Source organism: Flavobacterium fluvii, from assembly GCF_900129545.1.
Lineage (GTDB): Bacteria > Bacteroidota > Bacteroidia > Flavobacteriales > Flavobacteriaceae > Flavobacterium > Flavobacterium fluvii.
The window spans coordinates 209,937-231,118 of the sequence record NZ_FQWB01000002.1 but is presented as its reverse complement, the minus strand read 5'-3'; the positions used below and the strand labels follow the sequence as shown (position 1 = coordinate 231,118).

The 21,182-nt window shown below is 40.5% G+C and carries 12 protein-coding genes; 3 read left to right on the top strand and 9 right to left on the bottom strand.

Annotation, left to right across the window (positions count from 1 at the left end; genetic code table 11):
* Positions 1-3 precede the first annotated feature (3 nt).
* The 3 genes from BUC16_RS06580 (at position 4) to BUC16_RS06570 (ending at position 7,913) form a co-directional block, all read left to right on the top strand.
* Positions 4-2,436 (top strand): beta-galactosidase, encoded by a 2,433-nt coding sequence (locus BUC16_RS06580; RefSeq protein WP_073369111.1) that lies wholly within the window; start codon positions 4-6, stop codon positions 2,434-2,436.
* Positions 2,433-4,790: a beta-galactosidase gene (locus tag BUC16_RS06575; RefSeq protein ID WP_073369109.1), complete on the top strand. Its 2,358-nt coding sequence runs from the start codon at positions 2,433-2,435 to the stop codon at positions 4,788-4,790. Before BUC16_RS06580 ends, BUC16_RS06575 begins: the two co-directional genes overlap by 4 nt.
* Before the next feature lie 225 nt (positions 4,791-5,015).
* Positions 5,016-7,913, top strand: coding sequence for an exo-beta-1,4-galactosidase (locus tag BUC16_RS06570; RefSeq protein ID WP_073369505.1), 2,898 nt, complete (start codon positions 5,016-5,018; stop codon positions 7,911-7,913).
* A gap of 253 nt (positions 7,914-8,166) precedes the next feature.
* Here the strand turns inward: BUC16_RS06570 and BUC16_RS06565 are convergent, their stop codons facing one another.
* From BUC16_RS06565 to BUC16_RS06525, 9 genes are all read right to left on the bottom strand, one after another.
* Entirely contained in the window at positions 8,167-9,513 is a 1,347-nt protein-coding gene (locus BUC16_RS06565; protein ID WP_073369107.1) for a TolB-like translocation protein, read from the bottom strand.
* Entirely contained in the window at positions 9,506-10,861 is a 1,356-nt protein-coding gene (locus BUC16_RS06560; RefSeq protein WP_073369105.1) for a glycoside hydrolase family 88/105 protein, read from the bottom strand. The genes BUC16_RS06565 and BUC16_RS06560 overlap by 8 nt, the downstream gene beginning before the upstream one ends.
* Before the next feature lie 47 nt (positions 10,862-10,908).
* Positions 10,909-12,195 carry a DUF4861 domain-containing protein gene (locus BUC16_RS06555; protein WP_073369103.1) on the bottom strand — a complete coding sequence of 429 codons (1,287 nt, stop codon included), beginning with the start codon at positions 12,193-12,195 and terminating at the stop codon, positions 10,909-10,911.
* A gap of 21 nt (positions 12,196-12,216) precedes the next feature.
* On the bottom strand, positions 12,217-13,299 hold the full coding sequence (locus tag BUC16_RS06550; RefSeq protein WP_073369101.1) for a PKD domain-containing protein: 1,083 nt from the start codon (positions 13,297-13,299) through the stop codon (positions 12,217-12,219).
* 16 nt (positions 13,300-13,315) lie between these two features.
* Positions 13,316-15,748 (bottom strand): DUF4982 domain-containing protein, encoded by a 2,433-nt coding sequence (locus BUC16_RS06545; protein WP_073369099.1) that lies wholly within the window; start codon positions 15,746-15,748, stop codon positions 13,316-13,318.
* A gap of 41 nt (positions 15,749-15,789) precedes the next feature.
* On the bottom strand, positions 15,790-16,116 hold the full coding sequence (gene rhaM / locus BUC16_RS06540; protein WP_073369097.1) for an L-rhamnose mutarotase: 327 nt from the start codon (positions 16,114-16,116) through the stop codon (positions 15,790-15,792).
* Positions 16,117-16,290: 174 nt separating this feature from the next.
* Positions 16,291-17,361: a glycoside hydrolase family protein gene (locus BUC16_RS06535; RefSeq protein WP_073369095.1), complete on the bottom strand. Its 1,071-nt coding sequence runs from the start codon at positions 17,359-17,361 to the stop codon at positions 16,291-16,293.
* Positions 17,362-17,408: 47 nt separating this feature from the next.
* The gene (locus BUC16_RS06530; RefSeq protein WP_073369093.1) at positions 17,409-18,944 is read right to left on the bottom strand and encodes a sialate O-acetylesterase; all 1,536 of its coding nucleotides are present in this window, start codon (positions 18,942-18,944) and stop codon (positions 17,409-17,411) included.
* 132 nt (positions 18,945-19,076) lie between these two features.
* Positions 19,077-21,179, bottom strand: coding sequence for a RagB/SusD family nutrient uptake outer membrane protein (locus tag BUC16_RS06525; protein ID WP_073369090.1), 2,103 nt, complete (start codon positions 21,177-21,179; stop codon positions 19,077-19,079).
* Positions 21,180-21,182: the final 3 nt, after the last annotated feature.

Here is a 21,182-nt window from a genome sequence, read left to right as displayed (position 1 = left end):
GAAATGACACATAAAAAATTCTACGCATTACTTTCAGCATTGCTGTTTGTAGCATTTTCGTTATCTGCCCAAAATAATTACACCATTGACATAACTAAAGTCCGCACCGACGTGACTCGTGGCCATCTCGATTTGGGAGGCAAAAATCCCGTTGGTGAAGAAATTTCCGTAAACAGTTTTTATCTCGAAAAAAACGGAAAACCTTTTATTCCCGTTATCGGGGAGTTTCATTTTAGTCGTTATCCGCACCAATATTGGGACGAGGAATTGAAAAAAATGAAAGCCGGCGGAATTACGGTGGTGGCAACCTATGTTTTCTGGAACATGCACGAATTCAAGGAAGGCAAATTCGATTGGACTGGCGATTTGGATGTTCGTCGTTTCACGGAATTGTGTGCCCAAAATGGATTGGATGTACTAATGCGCGTTGGTCCTTTCGCTCACGGCGAAATCCGTAATGGAGGTCTTCCCGATTGGCTTTACGGTCGCCCGATAGATGTTCGAAGCAATGACCCAGCCTATCTGTTCTACACCAACCGATTGTATCAAGAAATTGGCCAACAATTAAAAGGATTGATGTTCAAAGATGGCGGTCCCATTATTGGGGTACAATTGGAAAACGAATACCAGCATTCGACTGCTCCTTGGGGTTTTACCTATCAAGATGCTCCCAAAGAGCGCACTGTTGCAGGACGTGATAAAAAGATTATCCAGGATGGAGTTGGCATCAACAACCTGGGTAACGAATTTGCCGACGAAGGACGCGACCACATGAAAACGCTCAAGAAATTGGCTCTCAAAGCGGGACTTGTTGCCCCCATTTACACGGCAACCGGTTGGGGTTTTGCAACTATTGTCGAAAAAGGTTCCATTCCGGTGATGGCTGGATATGCTTATCCGTTTTGGGAATCCAGCATTAGGCCTTCCCCATTTTATTTGTTCAAAAATATTCATCAAAAACCCGATTATTCACCCGTGAGTTATGACGTGAATTTATATCCGTCATTGGCTGCCGAATTGGGAACGGGCATGGCGGTCACTTATTCACGTCGACCAAAAGTAAAAGGCGAAAGTTTTTTGCCCTTGATGGTTCGAACTGTTGGAAGCGGCACCAATGGACTGGGTTTTTACATGTATCACGGCGGAACCACGCCTTCCATTGGCAACTACTTTTTTACCGAAGGTGCTGGCCTACACAATAAATCATACGATTACCAGGCTCCCATCGGCGAATTTGGAAATGTAAGCAGTGGTTACTATCCGTTAAAGCTGGTAAATTACTTCCTGAAATCTTATGGCAACGATTTGGCACCGCTGTATCCAATTTTGCCAACAACCAACGACAGCATCAAGGCCAACAACAACAAAACTTTGCGTTATTCCGTTCGGGGCGATGGCAACAAGGGTTATTTGTTCATGCACAATTTTCAAGACCATTTGACAATGAATGACTTACAAGGCTTAAAAATTGATGTAGTCACTAAATCGGGAGTAATTGCATGTCCAGAGACAGGAACTTTTACGTTGAAAGCCGGCAGTTCCGCTATTTTTCCTTTCAATGTTAATTATGATGGGATCGAAATTCGTTTGGCTACTGTCCAACCATTTTGTAGCTTTACCAACAATAATAAACGGTACAACGTGATGGTGTCGGTTGACGGGATTGCTCCCGAAATGGTGCTCAAAGGCAAGGTGAAAGTGACCGGAAATGGAATAAAAACTTCCGTGCGAAACGGCAATACGGTAGTGTCTTTTTCAACTGGAAAAAGAAGTGAATTTCAGGTAAATGGAGTTTCGTTTTTAGTCTTGCCAAATAGCGATGCTGAAAATGCTTATTTAGTAGGCAAAACCGGTGATGAAAAATTGGCAATCAGCAAAGCCTTGGTATTGGACAATGGCGAACAACTATCCTTGGTCAGCAAAAATCAGGAGCATGTCGATTTTGCCATTTATCCGGCTTCTGCCAATGTTGCCTCAGTTGAAGGCACGATAACCAAGGCCAAATCGCAACTGAAAAGCATAAGCGAATGGAGCGTGAGTGTGCCAAAAGTTGAAACAGGAATCCAATTGATTCAGGCAGACGCCAGCCATTTTGTGCTTAAAGCCGGCAGCCTCGATTTGTCAAAAGCGAATGATGTTTTCATAACTTTCGATTATCGTGGCGATCGCGGCATTTGCATGATGAACGGAGAGTTGCAAACGGACGACCTTTACACCAGCAAACCTTGGACAATTGGACTCAAAAAGTTTCAGGAAGCCTTGAAGACAAATGACATGTATTTTTATTTTATGCCAATGGCCAAAGATGCTCCTTATTTGAATTATCTGGAAAAGGAAGTACTGCCTAATTTTGGCGACAAAAAAAGTTTTCTGGAAATTAAAAAACCTTCCATTTCGGTTGAATACAAAGTAAATGTAATATTGAATAAAAAATGAGATTATTGAAAACATCCAAACTAATTCTGGCCCTCGTCATTTTCATGACACTGACGGTAAATGCGCAAGTTTCGAAACAGCCGGGAACATTTGTTGCCGCAGAGAACACTTTCCTCCTTAACGGAAAACCATTTTTGGTGCGTGCCGGCGAAATACATTTTCCGAGAATTCCCCGCGAATACTGGGAACAGCGCATACAAATGTGCAAAGCCATGGGGATGAATACCATTTGCATTTATCTTTTTTGGAATTTTCACGAGCAACAACCCGATAAATTTGATTTCACGGGGCAAAAAGACGTGGCCGAATTTGTGCGACTCATCCAGAAAAATGGCATGTATTGCATTGTTCGACCTGGCCCTTATGCTTGTGCCGAATGGGATATGGGCGGTTTGCCTTGGTGGCTGTTGAAGAAAAATGATATTCAGGTGCGTACCAAAGACGATTCCTATTTTATGGAACGTTCCATCAAATATCTAAAGCAGGTTGGCAAACAATTGGCTCCGTACCAAATTCAAAATGGTGGAAACATCATCATGGTTCAGGTCGAAAATGAATATGGCGTTTTTGGTAAAGATGTAAGCTATATGTCACAAGTTCGTGATGCCGTTCGTGCTTCAGGATTTGACAAGGTTCAATTGTTCCGTTGTGATTGGAGTTCCAATTTCTTCAATTATGAGATTGAAGGAGTTTATACTGCTTTGAACTTTGGAGCAGGTTCCAACATCGAAAAACAATTTGAAAAGTATAAAGAAATTTATCCAAAAGCACCATTGATGTGCAGCGAATATTGGACCGGTTGGTTCGATTACTGGGGACGTGCTCACGAAACCCGTTCGATAGACAGCTTTATCGGCAGTTTAAAAGACATGTTGGATCGCAAAATTTCATGTAGTTTGTACATGGCTCACGGCGGCACTTCCTTCGGACAATGGGGCGGAGCCAATGCGCCACCGTATGGGGCGATGGTAGCTTCGTATGATTACAACGCTCCCATAAATGAGGCTGGATTGCCCACAGACAAATTCTATGCTGTTCGCGATTTAATGAAAAACTACCTGAATCCGGGAGAAACAATTCCAGAACCACCGGTAAATTATCCGGCCATTTCGATTCCTAAAATCACGTTTAAAGAGTCGGCATCTTTATTCGAAAATCTTCCGAAAGCCAATAAAACGGAAACCATACAATCGATGGAAGCCTTTAATCAAGGTTGGGGACGCATTTTGTATCGCACCCAATTGCCAGAAAGCAAAACGGCTTTTAAACTCAAAATTACCGAGTTGCGTGATTGGGCAAACATTTATGTCAATGGAAAACTCATCGGAAACCTGGATCGTCGCAAAGACGAAAACACCATCGAAATACCTCCCGTGAAAAAAGGCGATGTCCTTGATATTTTGGTGGAAGCGATGGGACGCGTCAATTACGGCAAAACCATCATTGACCGAAAAGGGATTACCGAAAAAGTGGAAATGATTGCCACTTCCAATACCACCAACTTGACAAACTGGGAAGTTTACAATTTTCCGGTGGACTACGATTTCCAAAAAAACCTGAAATTCAAACCGCAAAAAGCCAATGGCCCAGCTTGGTACAAAGCCAGTTTTGATTTGAAATCCACTGGCGACACCTATATCGACATGAGTACTTGGGGCAAAGGAATGGTCTGGGTAAACGGATACAATTTGGGACGTTATTGGAAAATTGGACCACAACAAACCCTTTACATGCCGGGATGTTGGTTGAAAAAAGGAAAAAACGAAATCTTGGTTCTCGATTTGGAAACGCCCACGGCCACCCAAATTTCTGGTGTCACGACTCCTGTTTTGGACAAGATCGTGATAGACGAATCGCTTTTGCACCGCAAAAAAGGAGAAACTCTGGATCTTTCCGCTGAAATTCCTTCCGATGAAGGAGAGTTAAGTAGTAGTCAGGGCTGGAAAGAAGTCACTTTCAAAAAAGAATTGGAAGGCCAGTATTTCTGTTTTGAAGCCTTAAATTCCCAAAATCCAAAAGATCAAAGCAGCAGCATTGCCGAATTTGAATTAATAGGTGTTGATGGTTTGCCTATTAACCGTTCCAAATGGAAAATAATCTATGCCGACAGCGAAGAGGTTTCGGTAGGAAACTATTCGGCTGAAAAAATATTCGACCAACAGGAATCTACTTTTTGGTCCACCGCTTGGACGGTTTCGAAAACACCGCATCCACACCAAGTCGTGGTAAATATGGAGGATTCTGTAAAAATTAAAGGTTTTAGATATCTGCCGCGCACCGACAAAAGCACTAATGGAAACGTGAAATCCTATCGATTCTTTATTAAACCAACCTTGTTTTCAATTAAAAAATAAGTATTTTGAAAGAAAAAAAAATAAACCATTAAGTTCATTAAGGAAATTAAGAGTTGCAGTGTTCAAAACTTTTTTAAATTTAAAAAAACAACTAATTTCTATTAAAAACCATTAAGGAATCAAGGTTTATGAAGCCAAAAAACTTAATTTTCTTAATGAACTTAATGGTTAAAAAAAAGAATGTTCACAACATTTCCAGTAGAACCAAAAATAAAACACAAAACAATGAAAAAATACAATTACGTCTGCCTGCTTTTGTTGGCTTTGTTCACTTTAAGCAGTTTCAAGGATGAAGTAATCAACTTGGAAGGCAGTTGGCATTTTCAAATGGATCGAAACGATGAAGGTGTCACCGAAAAATGGTACAACAAGAATCTTTCGGACGAAATTCATTTACCCGGCTCAATGGCAGAATTCTTGAAAGGTGACGAAATCACTTTGAAAACAAAATGGACAGGTTCTATTTATGACAGTTCTTTTTATTTTATTCCACGATTACAAAAGTACCGTGAACCCGGAAACATACACATTCCTTTCTGGTTGACTCCTGCCAAACATTATGTTGGTGCAGCTTGGTACCAAAAAGAGGTAAATATCCCCGCCAATTGGAAAGGCCAACGCATTTTGCTCCGCTTGGAAAGAGCCCATATCGAAACCCGAGTTTGGGTAAACGAGAAGGAAGTGGGTTTGCAAAATTCATTGGTAGCACCTCATATCTATGATTTGAGTGCTTTTCTCGTTCCGGGAAAGCAGCGTATTTCCATTAGAATTGAGAACAGCATTAAAAAAATAAATGTGGGTCCCGATTCGCACAGCGTAACCGATCATACCCAAGGAAACTGGAATGGCATCATCGGAAAAATCAATTTGGAGTCTGCTTCCCCTGTTTATATAGACGATGTACAGATTTTTCCTGACGTGAAAAACCGAAAAGCCCGCGTGAAAATCACGGTCAATAACAGTACCCAAAATAATTTTAACGGCAAAATTGCCATTGCTGCCAAAAGTTTCAACACTAACGAATCTGATAAAACTCAAGAAATTTTTAGCCCGATTTCAGTGTCCAAATTGGGAGAAAATACCATTGAACTCGAATTGCCTTTTGGAAAAGGAATGCTGACTTGGGACGAATTTGATCCGGCTTTGTACAATCTGGAAGTAAAATTGGCTTCCAAAGACATCAAAAACACCAAAACCGTTCAATTCGGAATGCGTGAATTCAAGATAGAAGGCAACCGCTTTTTGATAAACGGCAATCCTGTTTTTTTGAGAGGAACAGTTCACAATTGCGAATTTCCGTTAACTGGTTATCCTGCTACAACGGTCGAAGCTTGGGAAATTATCTTTAAAAAAATAAAGTCTTATGGTTTGAACCACGTCCGTTTCCATTCCTGGTGTCCTCCTGAAGCCGCTTTTATTGCTGCCGACAAAGTTGGATTTTATTTGCAACCCGAAGGTCCGAGTTGGCCTAACCACGGTCCCAAAATAGGATTGGGTCAGCCGGTGGACAAGTTTTTATATGACGAAACCACTCGAATGGCCAAGGAATACGGGAATTACGCTTCTTTCACCATGTTGTCCGCCGGAAATGAACCTGCCGGAAATCAGGTAAAATACCTCAACGAATTTGTTGATTTCTGGAAAGCAAAAGATAACCGAAGAGTTTATACCGGAATGTCGGTTGGAGGAAGTTGGCCTGTTGTCCCGAATGCGGAATACCAATCACGAGGAGGCGTAAGAGGATTAAATTGGAATAAAACACTGGAAACAGAATCCGATTTTAGCTCCGGAATTGCTCCATTCAAAGTTCCTTTTGTCGCCCACGAAATTGGGCAATATTGTGTTTTTCCAAATTTTGAGGAAATCCAAAAATACAAAGGCGTGTATAGAGCCAAAAACTTCGAGATGTTCCGCCAAGATTTGGAAGACCATCATATGGGAAATCAAAGCAAGGATTTCTTGAATGCTTCTGGAAAATTACAGGTTTTATGCTATAAAAACGAAATCGAAAAAATATTGAGAACGCCCGGTTACGGAGGTTTTCAAATGTTGGGATTACAGGATTTCCCGGGTCAAGGAACGGCTTTGGTAGGTGTTCTGGATGCTTTTTTCCAAGAAAAAGGATATGTGACTGCAAAAGAGTACAGTCGATTTTGTAATTCAACAGTTCCTCTGGCTAAAATTCCAAAGTTTGTTTATACCAACGCAGAAACTTTCAAGGCAGAAATAGTACTTTTCCATTCCGGGAAAACGCCATTACAAAATGCGGTAATCAGTTGGACTATTAAAAACGAAAAAGGGAATGTACTTTCTTCGGGAAATTTTGATTCAAAAACATACGAAAACGGAAATGGAATCTTCGTTGGAAACCTGAGTTTTCTATTGACTGAAATTAAGGAAGCTTCGAAATTAAAACTGGAAGTAAAAGTGAATGGCACCGAGTTTGCCAACGATTGGGATTTTTGGGTATATCCAGACAAAAAAACTGAAATCTCCCCTTCTATTTATTACACGACAGTGTTGGACGAAAAGTCAAGAGAAGTATTGAACAATGGAGGAAAAGTGTTCTTGAATGCCTCGGGAAAAGTCGTGAAAGGCAAAGAAGTGGAAATGCATTTTCTGCCTGTTTTTTGGAACACCTCTTGGTTTAAAATGCGTCCGCCACACGTTACGGGAATGCTGATTCAAGATAAAAGTCCGGCTTTTGGAGATTTTCCGACCAGTTTCCACTCTGATTTGCAGTGGTGGGACATTCAAAACCGCTCGCAAGTAATGAATTTGGAGGATTTCCCGTTCGATTTCCGACCATTGGTTCAACCAATCGATACCTGGTTCATGAATCGCAGACTGGCTTTGGTATTTGAAGCACAAGTGGGAAAAGGAAAAATAATCGTGAGCAGTGCCAATTTAGGGCCAGATGTTGAGAACAAGCCTGCCGCCAAACAACTGTTTCTGTCGCTTCAAAAGTATATGGACTCGGATCAATTTAATCCAAAAAACAACTTGAGCTTTGAGGTGATTCAGGATATTTTTGTGAGTCCTTCAAAAGAAATATTCAAGACCTACACCAAAGACAGTCCTGATGAATTGAAGCCTAATTCGAACCAGAATAAAGTAAAATAAGCAGGGTTGCAAAATGGCTTTTTATTTTGCCACAGACTAAAGAATTTACACAGATTAATGAGTGATAACTCTTTAATCTGTGGCTTTTTTAAGGAGATTATACCAAGGTCAATCCTGATGAATTGAACCCAATTCGAATCAAAATAAAGTGAAGTAAAATTAAATACCCTGAATTCGAAAGTTATTTATCGAACTCAGGGTATTATTATAAAACAGTTTCCCTTTCAAAATTCTAAAAACTGTGTAAAGATTTTTATTTAACCTTTCGTTTCAACCATTCTTTCGGCACATTGACAATACAAATATTCATGGTGCGATTGTCTTCGGAAAGCATCGCGGATTGTATTCCGATTTTTGTTCCGTCCCTGTTAAAAGTAGGATGAATATGATCTGCCGCCGTTTCTTTATGACCCGTGGTTAGCATCATCATTTCGTTCGTTTTTCGGTCAATCAGATACAAACTTCTCGAAAAGTCATCGCCCACGGCCCATCGCCCATCGGCGGAACCATGAACGTGCCATAAACCGCTGCCACTTTTGGTTTGCCCGGCAATAATCATCTCCCTGGTTCTCAGATTGACAATGGCTAAACCTGTTGGTTTTTCACGAGTTCCCGTGGCTCCCCAATTACTTTCTTGTCCCGGATTGACCGGATTTCTTATTTTTCCGTCGGCGGCAACTTCCACCGGAGAATCTTTCTCGATACCAATTTTTCGATGTCCCATAATCGCCATGGCTACTTCATCCTTGGAAATTACGGCTTCGTGCGTAACCCATTCAAAATCGGCTTCAGGATACAAAGGACGCAATCCCGAACCATCTGCCATGACAGTCCAAGTACGTTGTGGCGACTTCCCTCCTGTTTCCCAACAAAAAACAAGTTCACCCGGATTCCATATATTCGATTGGATGTGTCCAATTTGAAAAGGAACCGAAATAACGTGTTTCAACTCGCCTGTTTTCAGGCTCATACTGCCAATTCCACCAGGGCCTGCGCCCATATTTCTTGGGCCAAAACTTTTTTCGATTAGAACTCCGGCAGCCAAATGTCTGGCGGCTTCCTCTTTCCCTACCCTGAAATAAACCTTTTCTTCATCGGCATCCATTGCCATGTCGCCTGAAGCTCCCATTTCTGGATTCGTGGTACCGCAAACTCGTTCGTAAGCCGAAACGGGTTTCATTTTCCCTGATTTACTGTCTTCAAAAACAGCTTCAAGATTGACTTCCATAATTTGCATTTTGCCCTCTTGCCCATTGCGCATAAAGTACAATTTCATCGACTTTTGGGCCATGCACAAAGTTCCGTTATAGCCTCCTTCGGTAACCTGGACCAAAACACCCGATTTTTCGTTGACCGCCATCGCTTCGCCTTTAACTCGGTTGGATCGAAATATCAACCATTTCCCGTCGGATGTCCATTGTGGATGCGTGGGATAGGTTTTGGAATCTCCAGCCGATTTTGTAGTCAAGAAAATTAATTCCTGCCCCGTAACGGGGTCTTTCACTATTTTTTTTTCGGATGGAAAACGAGTGCCAATTTGGGCAAAAGTTGTTGCCGTAATGAATAGTACAATGCTATTTAAAAGGATTTTACTATTCATTTGGTTGATTGTTTTTACCGGGAACTTTCAATTGGATAGAACTGTCGTTGAGTTCGAATTGATTGTCTTTCAACAACAAAATCACTTCTGCACCTGCCAACAACACTGGACCATAACCATGTGCCGCAAATACATTTATTGGACGATAGTAATAAAAAGCAGGATCAAATGCCATTCCTGTTCCCACGCAAGTTCCTTCCACTTGCCCTTTGTCATTTACTTTGGTGGCTACGGCATTCCATCCCAACAACACTGCTGGAGCATAAGTCATTTTATCGACATAACCACGATTTATGGCTCTGGCAATTGAATAGGTATAAATGGCTGTTGCCGAAGTTTCTAGATAAGTGTCATTTTTATCCAATAATTGGTGCCAAAAACCAGTTCCGTCCTGGTATTTTACCAATCCTTTGATGTGTGCTTGCAATTGCGCCAAAACTCCCGCATATCCCGGATGGTCTTTAGGCAAAACTTCCAATAATTCGACCATGGTCATCACTGCCCAACCATTGGCTCTACCCCAGTGAAATTCAGGATGGTCTTTCATGGATTGTACCCAACCGTGCATGTAAATCCCTTTTTCTTTGTTGAACATTCTGCTCGAAAACTGGTTGACTTGTTTTACGGCATCATCAAAATATTTCACGTTGCCGGTATATTTACCCATTTGGGCAAGAGCCGGCACGCTCATGAACATGTCGTCCAACCAAAGCGTGTTGTCATGAGGCCTGTTTCGAGCCAAAGTTCCGTCGGCAAATCTAAATTGTTTGTTGCTGATAAAGTCGATATAATTGTTGATCAACGGATCCACGTTTGCTTTTAATCCATCTGCTTTTGCCTTTATAAAAGCGGCACAAAGTGCTCCCGCAAAATCCAATGCTTGGGGATGCAGGGTTTTAAGCATGGCATCATCCTTAATATTTTTTTCCTTATAATTTTCGGCGATGTCGGCTATTAACTGGATTCGCTTGTTGGAATAGTCGGCAAAATATTTTTCACCGGTAGCCTTGGAAGCCAAAAGCATTCCGGCATAGGTAACTCCCCATTCGTAACTTGTCAATCGAAATGAACCGGGGCCAAACATAATGTCTTCATTGCCTTTTTTATAATTCGTGATTTCGGCTTTTGTGGTTGCATTGACAATTTTGGAAGCAGAATTTTTATCCAAAAAATTATAAACTCTATCCAAAACCGCTTTTATGTTCTCTTTTTGTGGAACTACATAAGGAGTCGGATAATCAGGTTGCATCATGTGCAATGGCGTGGTGGCGTCATTCGTTTGAGCAATACTTGGACTTAGGCTGCCCAAAAAGAGCAAGGCTACAACTGGGATGTGGTACTGTTTCATAGCGTTAGATTTTTAAAATTTGTGGTTATATGTTTTTTGGTCCTTTTTTATTTTATTGCAACTGTAATTTCTATCGCCAATTGTTTGGCCAAATTCGTTACATAATCGGTGAAATATTGAGCATCCTTAAAGTTTTTGTCGGCACTTAATTCCCATCCTGCAACTGCATAATAACGGATGGAGGTGTTTTCCACGATTTTCATTTTGGCCAAATATGAATCTGTTAATTGCCCCGTTTTTGGTGCTTCGATATAGCCCAAATAGTCTTTTTTGGGAACGATGATGGCGGTTCCCAAAATCCATTCGCGCTTGTAAGTAAGGTTGTCGTGTTGGATCAAGCAAACCCATTTTCCTACTTCGATTACTTTTAATCCTTTTTCGTTATTGATATTGGACAATGCAATCAAAAAGGTTTCTTTGCCTGTAATGCCTTTGATTTTAACGGTGTTTTTGTAGGCGTACATTCCCGGCCAAATCGAGGTGGTTTCGTTTACTTGGTAGTTGTTTCCAGAAGCTTTCCAATTTGAATAGTTGTAATTCAAAACCGAATTTACGGGGCCTTCGGCAACAATCTTGAAGGTTGTTTTTTCGATATTATTCAAAGTATCTGTTCCAAGAATTCCAAGTCGCGTAATTTCGTTGCCAACAAGCAAAGCGTAACCGCCCAATCCTGCTGAACTCCCCACCGGAAAAACATCTCTTCCCCAATCGTGCATGACATGATAATTATCTTCTACCGCTCCTGAGCTGTTGATACCAACATCTTCCGGTGTAATGGCTGGGACTTTTTTTCCAAAAACATCTTTGGAATTTCGTCCATCCAGATAATGCCTGAAACCTACTTTGTCGTTTTCCCAAGAAGGCCCATCGGTTTGGTATTTTTGGAAACCTAGTTTTTTATAGACTTGATGGGCGTTTACCGTTTCTTCGGTTGCCGGCTGCAAGGGGATGTTTTCTGCTTCACGTTTTCCGAATCGAACGCTGGTTCTAATCGGAAATTTTGGGGCTTCGTTTACCCATTTTAGTTGGATGGTTTTCTTTTCTTTGGATGCAAAATTGGCAACTACAAAGAGTTCATCCCATTTGCCATCTCCATCCAAATCATTGACTTGTGAAGGAATGGTGTCTGTTTTGTAAATTAAAAGCGGGAAATTTTTGGTATAGTTTTTATCGATGGTAACTCTTTTTATGCTTACTGCTTTATCGGGTAATTCCATATTCGAATTATTGGACAAAGTGATAGTGGAAATTTCCTTGTTTTGTTGCGCATTAGACCCCATAAAAGAGAATACCACCAGGGTTGCAGGCAGGAATAATTTGAATTTTGGTTTCATTTTATATCTTTATATTGTTATTTATTTCACTGCCACGTCCCAAACTTTCGACATTCTGGATTTTCCTTTTGGCCCTTCAATATTCAAAACAACGATGTATTTACCCGCTTCTTTGTATTGATGAATCGGATTTTGTTCCGCTGAAGTCGTGCCATCACCAAAATCCCATTTCCAGGATTTGATTTCCCCTTCCGATTGATCGATGAAAGCCACCATTCTTCTTTTCATGTCAACCGTATTGAAAGTCCATTTGGCCTCGATTGCTTTTTTGAATTCATTTTCCAACGGCATCAATTTAAAGGGCAAACTATAATTGGCATTGCCATACATTGTGTGCTCTTTCGACAAATTCCAAAAACCGTTATTCTTTTCGTTATTGACATCGTCATAGTCAATAATTGCCCAGCAAAGACCTATATTTTTATTTTCTTCCAAAATGGATTCAACGGCTCTCGCTGGATCATTTCCGGCATAATCAAAAGGCGTTATCCAAAATTCCAATGTCAGTTTTCCTGATTCTCCGGGTTTAAAATTATATTGGGTAGCAGCATTGGCATACGGCAATTCTTTTATCCAAGGTTGGCTTCCCCACGCCAAAGCCCAATCTTTTCCTTCTGCTGGCGTGAAAACATGATAGTTCTGGGCGTGAACACCGTGGTATGAAAAATAGGCGTCCATTGTATTTGTCAATGCTTTATTGGGATGAAACCTGTCAATAAATGGCCCACCGGATTGATCACCATCGACCGTGATTTCAAATATGTCGTTGTGCAAACCCGTCAAGGAAAAATCCCAGTAATTATCGTAAGCTTCGTATAAAAAATACAACCGATTCAATCCTTTTACCCAAGCCACTTTAACACTGACATCCAAATTTTTCGGATCCGCCGTCGTCTGTTTTCCGCTGTCTTCCCATAATTGATCCATACCCACGACATAACTTTGAGGAACCATCTTCCAATCGTCCGGGTTTCCGTCAATGGTTGGAATCTTGTTGACCGGAAATTGAAAAACCTTGAAAGTTCTGGTATCTTGTGACCAAACCTGGGCTCCGAAAAACACAAGCACTATCAAAGATAAAAAAGATTTTTTGTCCAATATCATTTTGTGATTTTAAATTTTAGTTTGAATTCAAAGCTAATTTACCACTTTTTAGTCCTTTTCCACTTACAGTTAATTCGATTTTTCCAGCTTCGGAAGTCGATTGTACCAAGACCACCAACTTGCCGCTAAACAATTTCATGGTAGGCAAATGAAATAATTCCAATGAAGTGGCGTCGCCATTGCAGGCAGCACGATAGGTTCCTTTTCCAGTTACGCTAAAATTTAATTGTTGGGTGGCTGTTGGACAAGGATTCCCGTTTTTATCGACTACAGAAACCGTTACAAAAGACAAGTCTTCGCCATTGGCTTCGAGTGTACCTCTGTCGGCTTCCAATTTTATTTGATACGGTTTTTCGGCTGTGCCAATCCTTTCTTCGTCAATTGCTTTTCCGTCTTTATCGAAAGCTACAACTTTAACTGTTCCAGGTTCGTATTTGACGTCCATCCACATCAAACGATATCTGTTTTGTGGCGTCGTGTTGTTTTTTTTCTGTATTCCCATACTTTTTCCATTGACAAAAAGTTCGGCGCTATCGTAATTCGTGTACACAAAAACGGGAGTGGTTTCTCCTTCACGACCTTCCCAATTCCAATGCGGTAAAATGTGCAGGGTCATATCGGTCGTGTTCCAACGGCTTCGATACAAATAGAATCTATCCTTTGGCAAACCTGCCAAATCACTGATTCCGAAATAAGAACTTCTCGAAGGCCACATTTCGTCATAAGGGGTTGGTTCACCCAAATAATCAAATCCTGTCCAAACAAATTCACCAATAACCCAAGGTTTGTCGTCTTGCAAAACAAAATCGTCATCGGGTACATTCGACCAACTGCAATATTCCAAATCATAGGAAGATGATTGAAAATCTGGATATTGCTTGTTCGCTCCTTTGACAACCGGAAATTTATAAATTCCGCGTGAACTCACTGTTGACGCTGTTTCTGAACCCAAAATAAATCCTTGTGGAAATTTTTTGAATGCTTCATCATATAAAGGCAAGCGGTAATTCAATCCCGGAATATCCATTATAGCACCAAAACCCGATTCCATCGTGGCTTTTACCTGATCCATTCCTACTGTAACTGGACGAGTTGGATCTTCGCGGTGGAAAATTTCCTGCAACCATTTCGCTCTTTTCACGCCTTCTGAACCCCATTGGTCTGGCACTTCATTTCCCGAACTCCACATAACAATCGAAGGATGATTACGGGTGGCGTGAATCAAATTGACTACATCTTTTTCGGCATCTGTTTTAAAAAAACGATTGTAGCCATTTTTCACTTTTGGCTTTGCCCATTCGTCAAAACTTTCGGCCAAGAACATGAATCCCATTTCGTCACACAATTCGAGTTGTTCCAATGACGGCATATTGTGCGAACTGCGAATGGCGTCGCAACCCATGTCTTTCAAAATGGTCAATTGTCTGCGCAATGCGGCTTTGTTGATGGCGGTACCAATGGGACCCAAATCGTGGTGCAAACAAACTCCTTTGAATTTGCGCACTTTGCCATTCAAACTAAAGCCTTTGTTGGGTTCGAATTTGATGGTTCGAATACCAAATCGTGTTGTTGTTTCGTCTTTTAAAACATCGCCAACATAAAGTTGGGAAACGGCCGTGTAGAGATAAGGCGTTTCTGGACTCCACAATTTTGGATTTATGATGGCCATGTTTTGGTCAAATTCATTGCCAAAAATAGCATTCGATTTATTTACGGCTACTTCATTTCCAAATGAATCCAGAATTTTGGTAACGATACTCAAATTGTCGCCGTTAACCTTGGTTTTGATATTTACTTTTGCCAAATCATCGGCAACGACTGGAGTGGTCACGAAAGTCCCCCATTGATCGATGCTTTCCTTGTTTTTGACAATCAATTTTACTTTTCTGTACAAGCCGGCTCCGGGATACCAACGGGAGGATTCGCCCACATTTGATAAATGTACGGCCAAATTATTTTTTCCATTGGCAGCAACATAATCGGTGATGTCGAAGTAAAAAAAGTTGTAACCATAATTCCATTCACCCACTTTTTTGCCATTCAAAAAAACTTTGGGTTCGCTCATCGCCCCTTCAAAAAGAAGGATTACTTTCTTGTTTTTGTCGAAATTGGGAACGCTAAATTGGTTGCGATACCAAGCTTCGCCGATGTAAGGCAAGGCTCCTGTTCGACCCGTTTTTTCGGTGGCCACTTTTTCGCCATTTTGAACAATGGCGGTTACTTGCTTGTCAATTTCTTTGTCGAATGGGCCGTAAATAGCCCAATCGTGAGGAACGCTGACGGTTTGCCATTTAGAATCGTTAAAATTGTTTTCGAAGGCTTTTTCATTCATACCTTTGGAGAACTTCCATCCCTTATTTAGTTCGATGGTGGTTCTTTCTTGGGCATTAATGCAGGCAAATGTAAAAAGTAGAAGTACGGTAAAAAATATAGGTTTTTTTGAACTCATTGTGAGGTATTGATTAACTTTTAAAGAAACTAATAAAATATTTAATCTGCGTGAAAAACTTCAATCAGTGAAGTTGCCACTGGAGAATTATCGGGATTGGTTTCCATGATATCAGCCATGTATGCCCACCATTTTTTCACGATGGGATGATTGGGCAAATAATCTTCATCAAAATCCGGGCTTATTTTTTGGACGGCAAAAAGAATCAAGGTTTCTTCATCCAGAAAGATGCTGTAATCTTGTATTCCGGATTCCGAAAGCAGGGATTGCAGTTCCGGCCAAATAGCGTCGTGTCGTTTTTTGTATTCGACTTCAAAGCCTGGTTTCAATTTCATTTTAAAAGCATTTCTAAGTTTGCTACTTTTCATTTTTTTGGTGTTTTAAGGTTAATTATAACTGGTTTGTCTCTATTATAAACTATTTCTCTTTTAATGTATTCCAATGCTGCCACTTGATATTAATGCATTTTTCAGCCAAATGACTTTCTTTTTTGGCCGTTTCATTTACCCAATCATCAGTTCGCTGATTTACAAAACATTTCTTTATTTTATTTTAAAAATGAATCCTGACGCAGTTTCATATTTCCCGCCTTGGGAAGCCGTAAATAAATAAGTTGCTTTCCCGTTTTGAAACAATAATTGTGGGCGTTCTGCACGACCATACCGATTCAAATGTTTCGGTGCTTCGGGTTGATTTATATATTTATTCAAGGGTTGGTAAGATATCAAGGGTTTACTCCAATGAATTCCGTCGTCAGAATCCATATAAAGACCATAGTCCATACCAAAAACTCCCATGTCTCTTGCCAACATTTTGAATTTTTTGTTTTCATACCAAATAAAAGCATCCTCGCATTGTTTATTGTCTCCCAATGCAGAGAAATCAACCACTGGATTTCCTTTGTATTTTTCATAAGGTCCATTCAGCGATTTAGATATGGCTAATCCATATTTTCTGTTCCCTTTTATTGGGAATTTTGGATGCACGTAATTTTCAGTATCCAATGATTTATAGTAGAGCCAATACTCTCCATTGGGGTGTTTCAAGAAAGAAGGATTAGTGGTTAATAAATCATCCCAAGAACCTTCTCCTCCTGGCAACAGCAAAGGTTTGTCCGGTCTTTCCCAAGGACCGTAAAGTGAATTGGAAGTAGCCAATCCGACACGTTTGGTATCCATTTTTCCATTGGAATTTCCCATAAAAAACAGGGCATATTTTCCATCCACAAAATGAATACTTGGGTTATGACATGTGGTTGCATCCCAAAAGCCTTCTCCACGAGGAGCCAAAACAGTACTTACATACTCATAAGGTCCTTCGGGATTATCTGCAACGGCGTGGGCAATCTCGGAACAATTTATCCATCCACTCATGCCTTTAGCTTTTGGCCATCGAGAAAAAAACACATGGATTTTACCGTCAGGTCCTTCAATGGGACTGTTGCACCACACATAATAATCTTCAAATTCCAGTGCACGACCTATGGGTTGAAGTTTCTTTTCAAAATCAGAAAGGTTCAGATTACCCAAAAAGTCACCACCTCTAGTTGAAAACGGGAGACACAACCCCATAAGAGCGAGGGAATTTCCAACTATAAATTTTCTTCGGTTCATTTTAATTATTCAGATATATTAGATTTTCACGACAAGAACAACTTCCTCTAATTAATTTTTAACGGTTGATTTACCCAATCATCCGTCCTGAAAGGGGAAGCCGGCAAATTTTCTTTATTGAATAAATTAGGTTCTGGTATCGCTTTCCATGCAAAACGCACGGCCACGGGATTTTTTACTTTTGAAGACGAAACCACGACTGTCTTGCCGTCAATTTTGGCATCTGCCGGATAAAAAACTTGGTCTTTTCCTGCTATCTCAAATTCTTTCAAAACCTCTCCGTTTTTCACAAGTCCAGAGTTGGCATAATCAAAAAACAATTGAACTCGTTCTTTTTTGATTTTCATGTGGTTGTAAATCGGTCCTGAATACGTTAGATTAGCTTCATTGTAGGTTTTGGCACGAGCCAATAAAGCCAATCGATAACCCACGGTTTGCTTGTCTATTGGATGGATATTTGTCGCATTCCCGACATCTGTTGTCACGACCATTCCACTATTTGGAATATTCTTCAAGGAAAGCAATTGTGCTTCTCTTATATCTGGATTTTGACTACGATGGGGCGTGATCTGCACATAATAAAACGGAAAATCTCCTTGATTCCAATCACTTCTCCAATTTTTGACCATTGCCGGAAACAAGCTGCGATATAGAAACGCTTGTTCGGCGTTGCTTTCTCCTTGATACCAAATTACTCCTTTCATGGTATAATTAATCAAAGGACGCAACATGGCATTATAAAGAACATAAGAGGTTTTATTATCTTCTTTTTTAGGCTTTTTCAATTCGGTTTTGGACAAATCATTGTTGTTGGCGATTCGTTCTTTTTTCAAATCCTGATAGTAATTTTCCAGTTTTTCTTGGTATAATTTTTCATTCTTTGCATCGGTTTCCAAAATGGACAAGAAATCTGGATTTCCTTCCAAAACATTTTGGGATGTCCAAGCTTCGGCTTTTGTTCCTCCCCAAGAAGAAGAAATTAAACCAATAGGAATTTTTAAATTTTGGTACAAGTTCCTTCCGAAAAAGTAGGCAACAGCAGAAAATGTTTTTACGGAACTTGGCGAGCATGCTGCCCAGCTTCCCGTAACGTCATCCAATGGTTTTGGCGAAGCTTTCGTCAAAACGGTAAAGATTCTAATATTCGGATACGTGGCGTTCGCAATTTCTTCTTCATAATTTTTGACTCCGGTTTTCCATGTCCCTTCTTCTTTCCCTACCGGAAAATACATATTGGACTGACCCGAACAAATCCAAACTTCCCCAATAAGCACATTGTGAAGAATGATTTTATTGGCTCCTTCAATGGTAATGTTGTATGCTTTTTCGCTGCCTTGAGGAGTATCTACTGCTGTTTTCCAAGTTCCATCTGGATTCGTTGTAATTGTCACGGGAACAGTTTGCCAGCCCAATTGAATACTTATTTTTTCGTTTGGCGAGGCCCATCCCCACAAATTGACTTTTGCGTTTTGTTGCAACACCATGTTGTCCCCCACCAAAGCAGGTAATTTTACTTGGGCTGTTGCAGACAGATTTGCCCCTAAAACAATTAAAATTATAAGAAGTTTTTTTATGCAAATCATTGGTACTTAATTTTCGGTATTTAAAAGTTTAAATATAACAGAATTGAACATCATTAGTATCCTGTGCTACCCTGCATACAAAAAAAGTGCCATAGTTTTGAACCATGACACTTGATTTATTTAAATAATAAACTAATAATTAGGATTCTGCCAAGCCTTTTTTTGTTCAGCAGTTAAATTAGTACCATCGTCATTTAACAAACCATCAATAAACGCTTGTGGTATTGGACGAAGTTCATGCTTACCGACAGTAATGAATTTAGCCTCTGGATTGTATGCTATTGTTCGTTTAACCAAAGTTCCAGTGCGAGACAATGTTTCCCAACGATCCCATTCACCCAACAATTCGCGAGTGCGTTCGTTAAGAATAAAATTTAGTGCACGATCATAATTAGTGGTAGCTCCAATTTTTGCAAGAATAACTTCATCTTCAGTCGGCAAGCTGTTAGGAAATGAAGTTAATAACAAATTAGATGCCGCAGTGGTAACCGCCACTCCTGGATTAGACAAATAGTAGGTATTCATATTCAAATTCGAATTGATATAATTCGTGGCATTAGTTCCCGTATTTAGAGCATTATTCACAAAAGCTACAGAACCGTCAACATAATAGGATCTGTTTTCACCAGCTTTCCATTGGCCACGACTACGAACAACGTTTAGGTCATTCATTGCTGGCCCATATTGTCCAAGGCGAACATAACATTCAGCACGCAAAAGATAAGTCTCGGCAAGACGCGCCATAATTACGTCACGGTGCGCATCCCCTCTTTCAGCATTACGCGATCCGTCATCTGTTTTATTGATGCCGGCAAAGAAGTTACAAAAAGTAGTACTCTTAAAATTAGGCGCAACATACACTCCATTTTGATACAAAACCAATGAATTGGGAGAAAATTGACCTACTTTAGTCGTCAAGGCTCCTGAAGTTGGTGTTTGGCGGGCACCAATAGTCCACTCTGGCAGACGTTTTGCGTCATCCTTCCAATTTGGAAATTGAGTAGCAGCACAACCAAAGGTATATCCATTATAAGTATTGTCATTCTTGGTATTCAAAATCATTACAATGCCTGGATCTCCCAGTTTTAGTCCATTCGGATTAGAAGTTTGTAAGGTATTTATTCCGTAAACAGTCTTGAATGTTTTCCACATACGGGCGTCATTTACGTGGTCGTAAACAGCATAACTATACTCGGTAGGACGACAACGCTGGAAATCCATAGAACCAATCCATACACCACGTCTGACCCAACTTCCAGAGAAGGCTGAAAATTGAGGGGCAAAATAATTATAGGTACGGTTTCCGAAACGACCTACAGTGGCAGCATCACCATTGTGACCCGCTGCCATCAATATTTCACTTAGCTGTTCGTTTGGACAATCAATTCCTGTCCAGTTGGCGTATAAATCACTGTAATTAGGGGTTAAAGATCCGCGAGCACTGATGGCATAAGAACAAACATCGATTGCTTCTTTAATATCAGCATCTTTATAAGAACTATTCCAGGCGTCATTACGCTCGGAAGAACGGAACAATAAAGCTTTTGCAAGAAAATGGGCTGCCGTGGCTTTTGTCCATGTAATTCCTTTACCATAAGTATAAACTTCACCCTCAAAAAGAGTATAAGCGTTACGCAAATCCGAGATAACTTGTTTCCAACTATCCTCTTCACTTGAACGAACGAAATTACGGACAACAGTCGTTACAGGTGTAGTTTGAAGGACAACCCCACCATACTGGGCAGTAAGACGATAGTAGTTATAACCTCGCATAAAATAAGCGTGAGCCAAAACACGATTACGAACTCTAACGTCAGTAATAACTGTTTCTGCTTTTGCAATAATCGTATTGGCAGAAGCTATACCATAGTACATCTCATCCCAAAGAGCGGCCGGAGAAGTGGCATTGCCGTTGATTGCCCCTGTACCAACCGTGGCACCATTCGGCCCAAACCGATTGTCATAGGTATTCCACATCTCGTTCGTAAGGTCATTTCCGGTTGTAAACTCATCGGTACCATAAAGTGTAACTCCATAAGCCCACTCAAACCCATAATGCCAACGAATATTACCATAAAGCGACACAGCCAATTCCTCTAGGCCTTTAGGCGAGTCAAAATATTCTGTCGAATATTTGGTTGTCAATTCTTCATCGAGAAAATTATCCGAGCACGATGTAGATGACAAAACCATCATTACCAGAAGAACGATTCCTATATTTTTAATTTTTTTCATTTT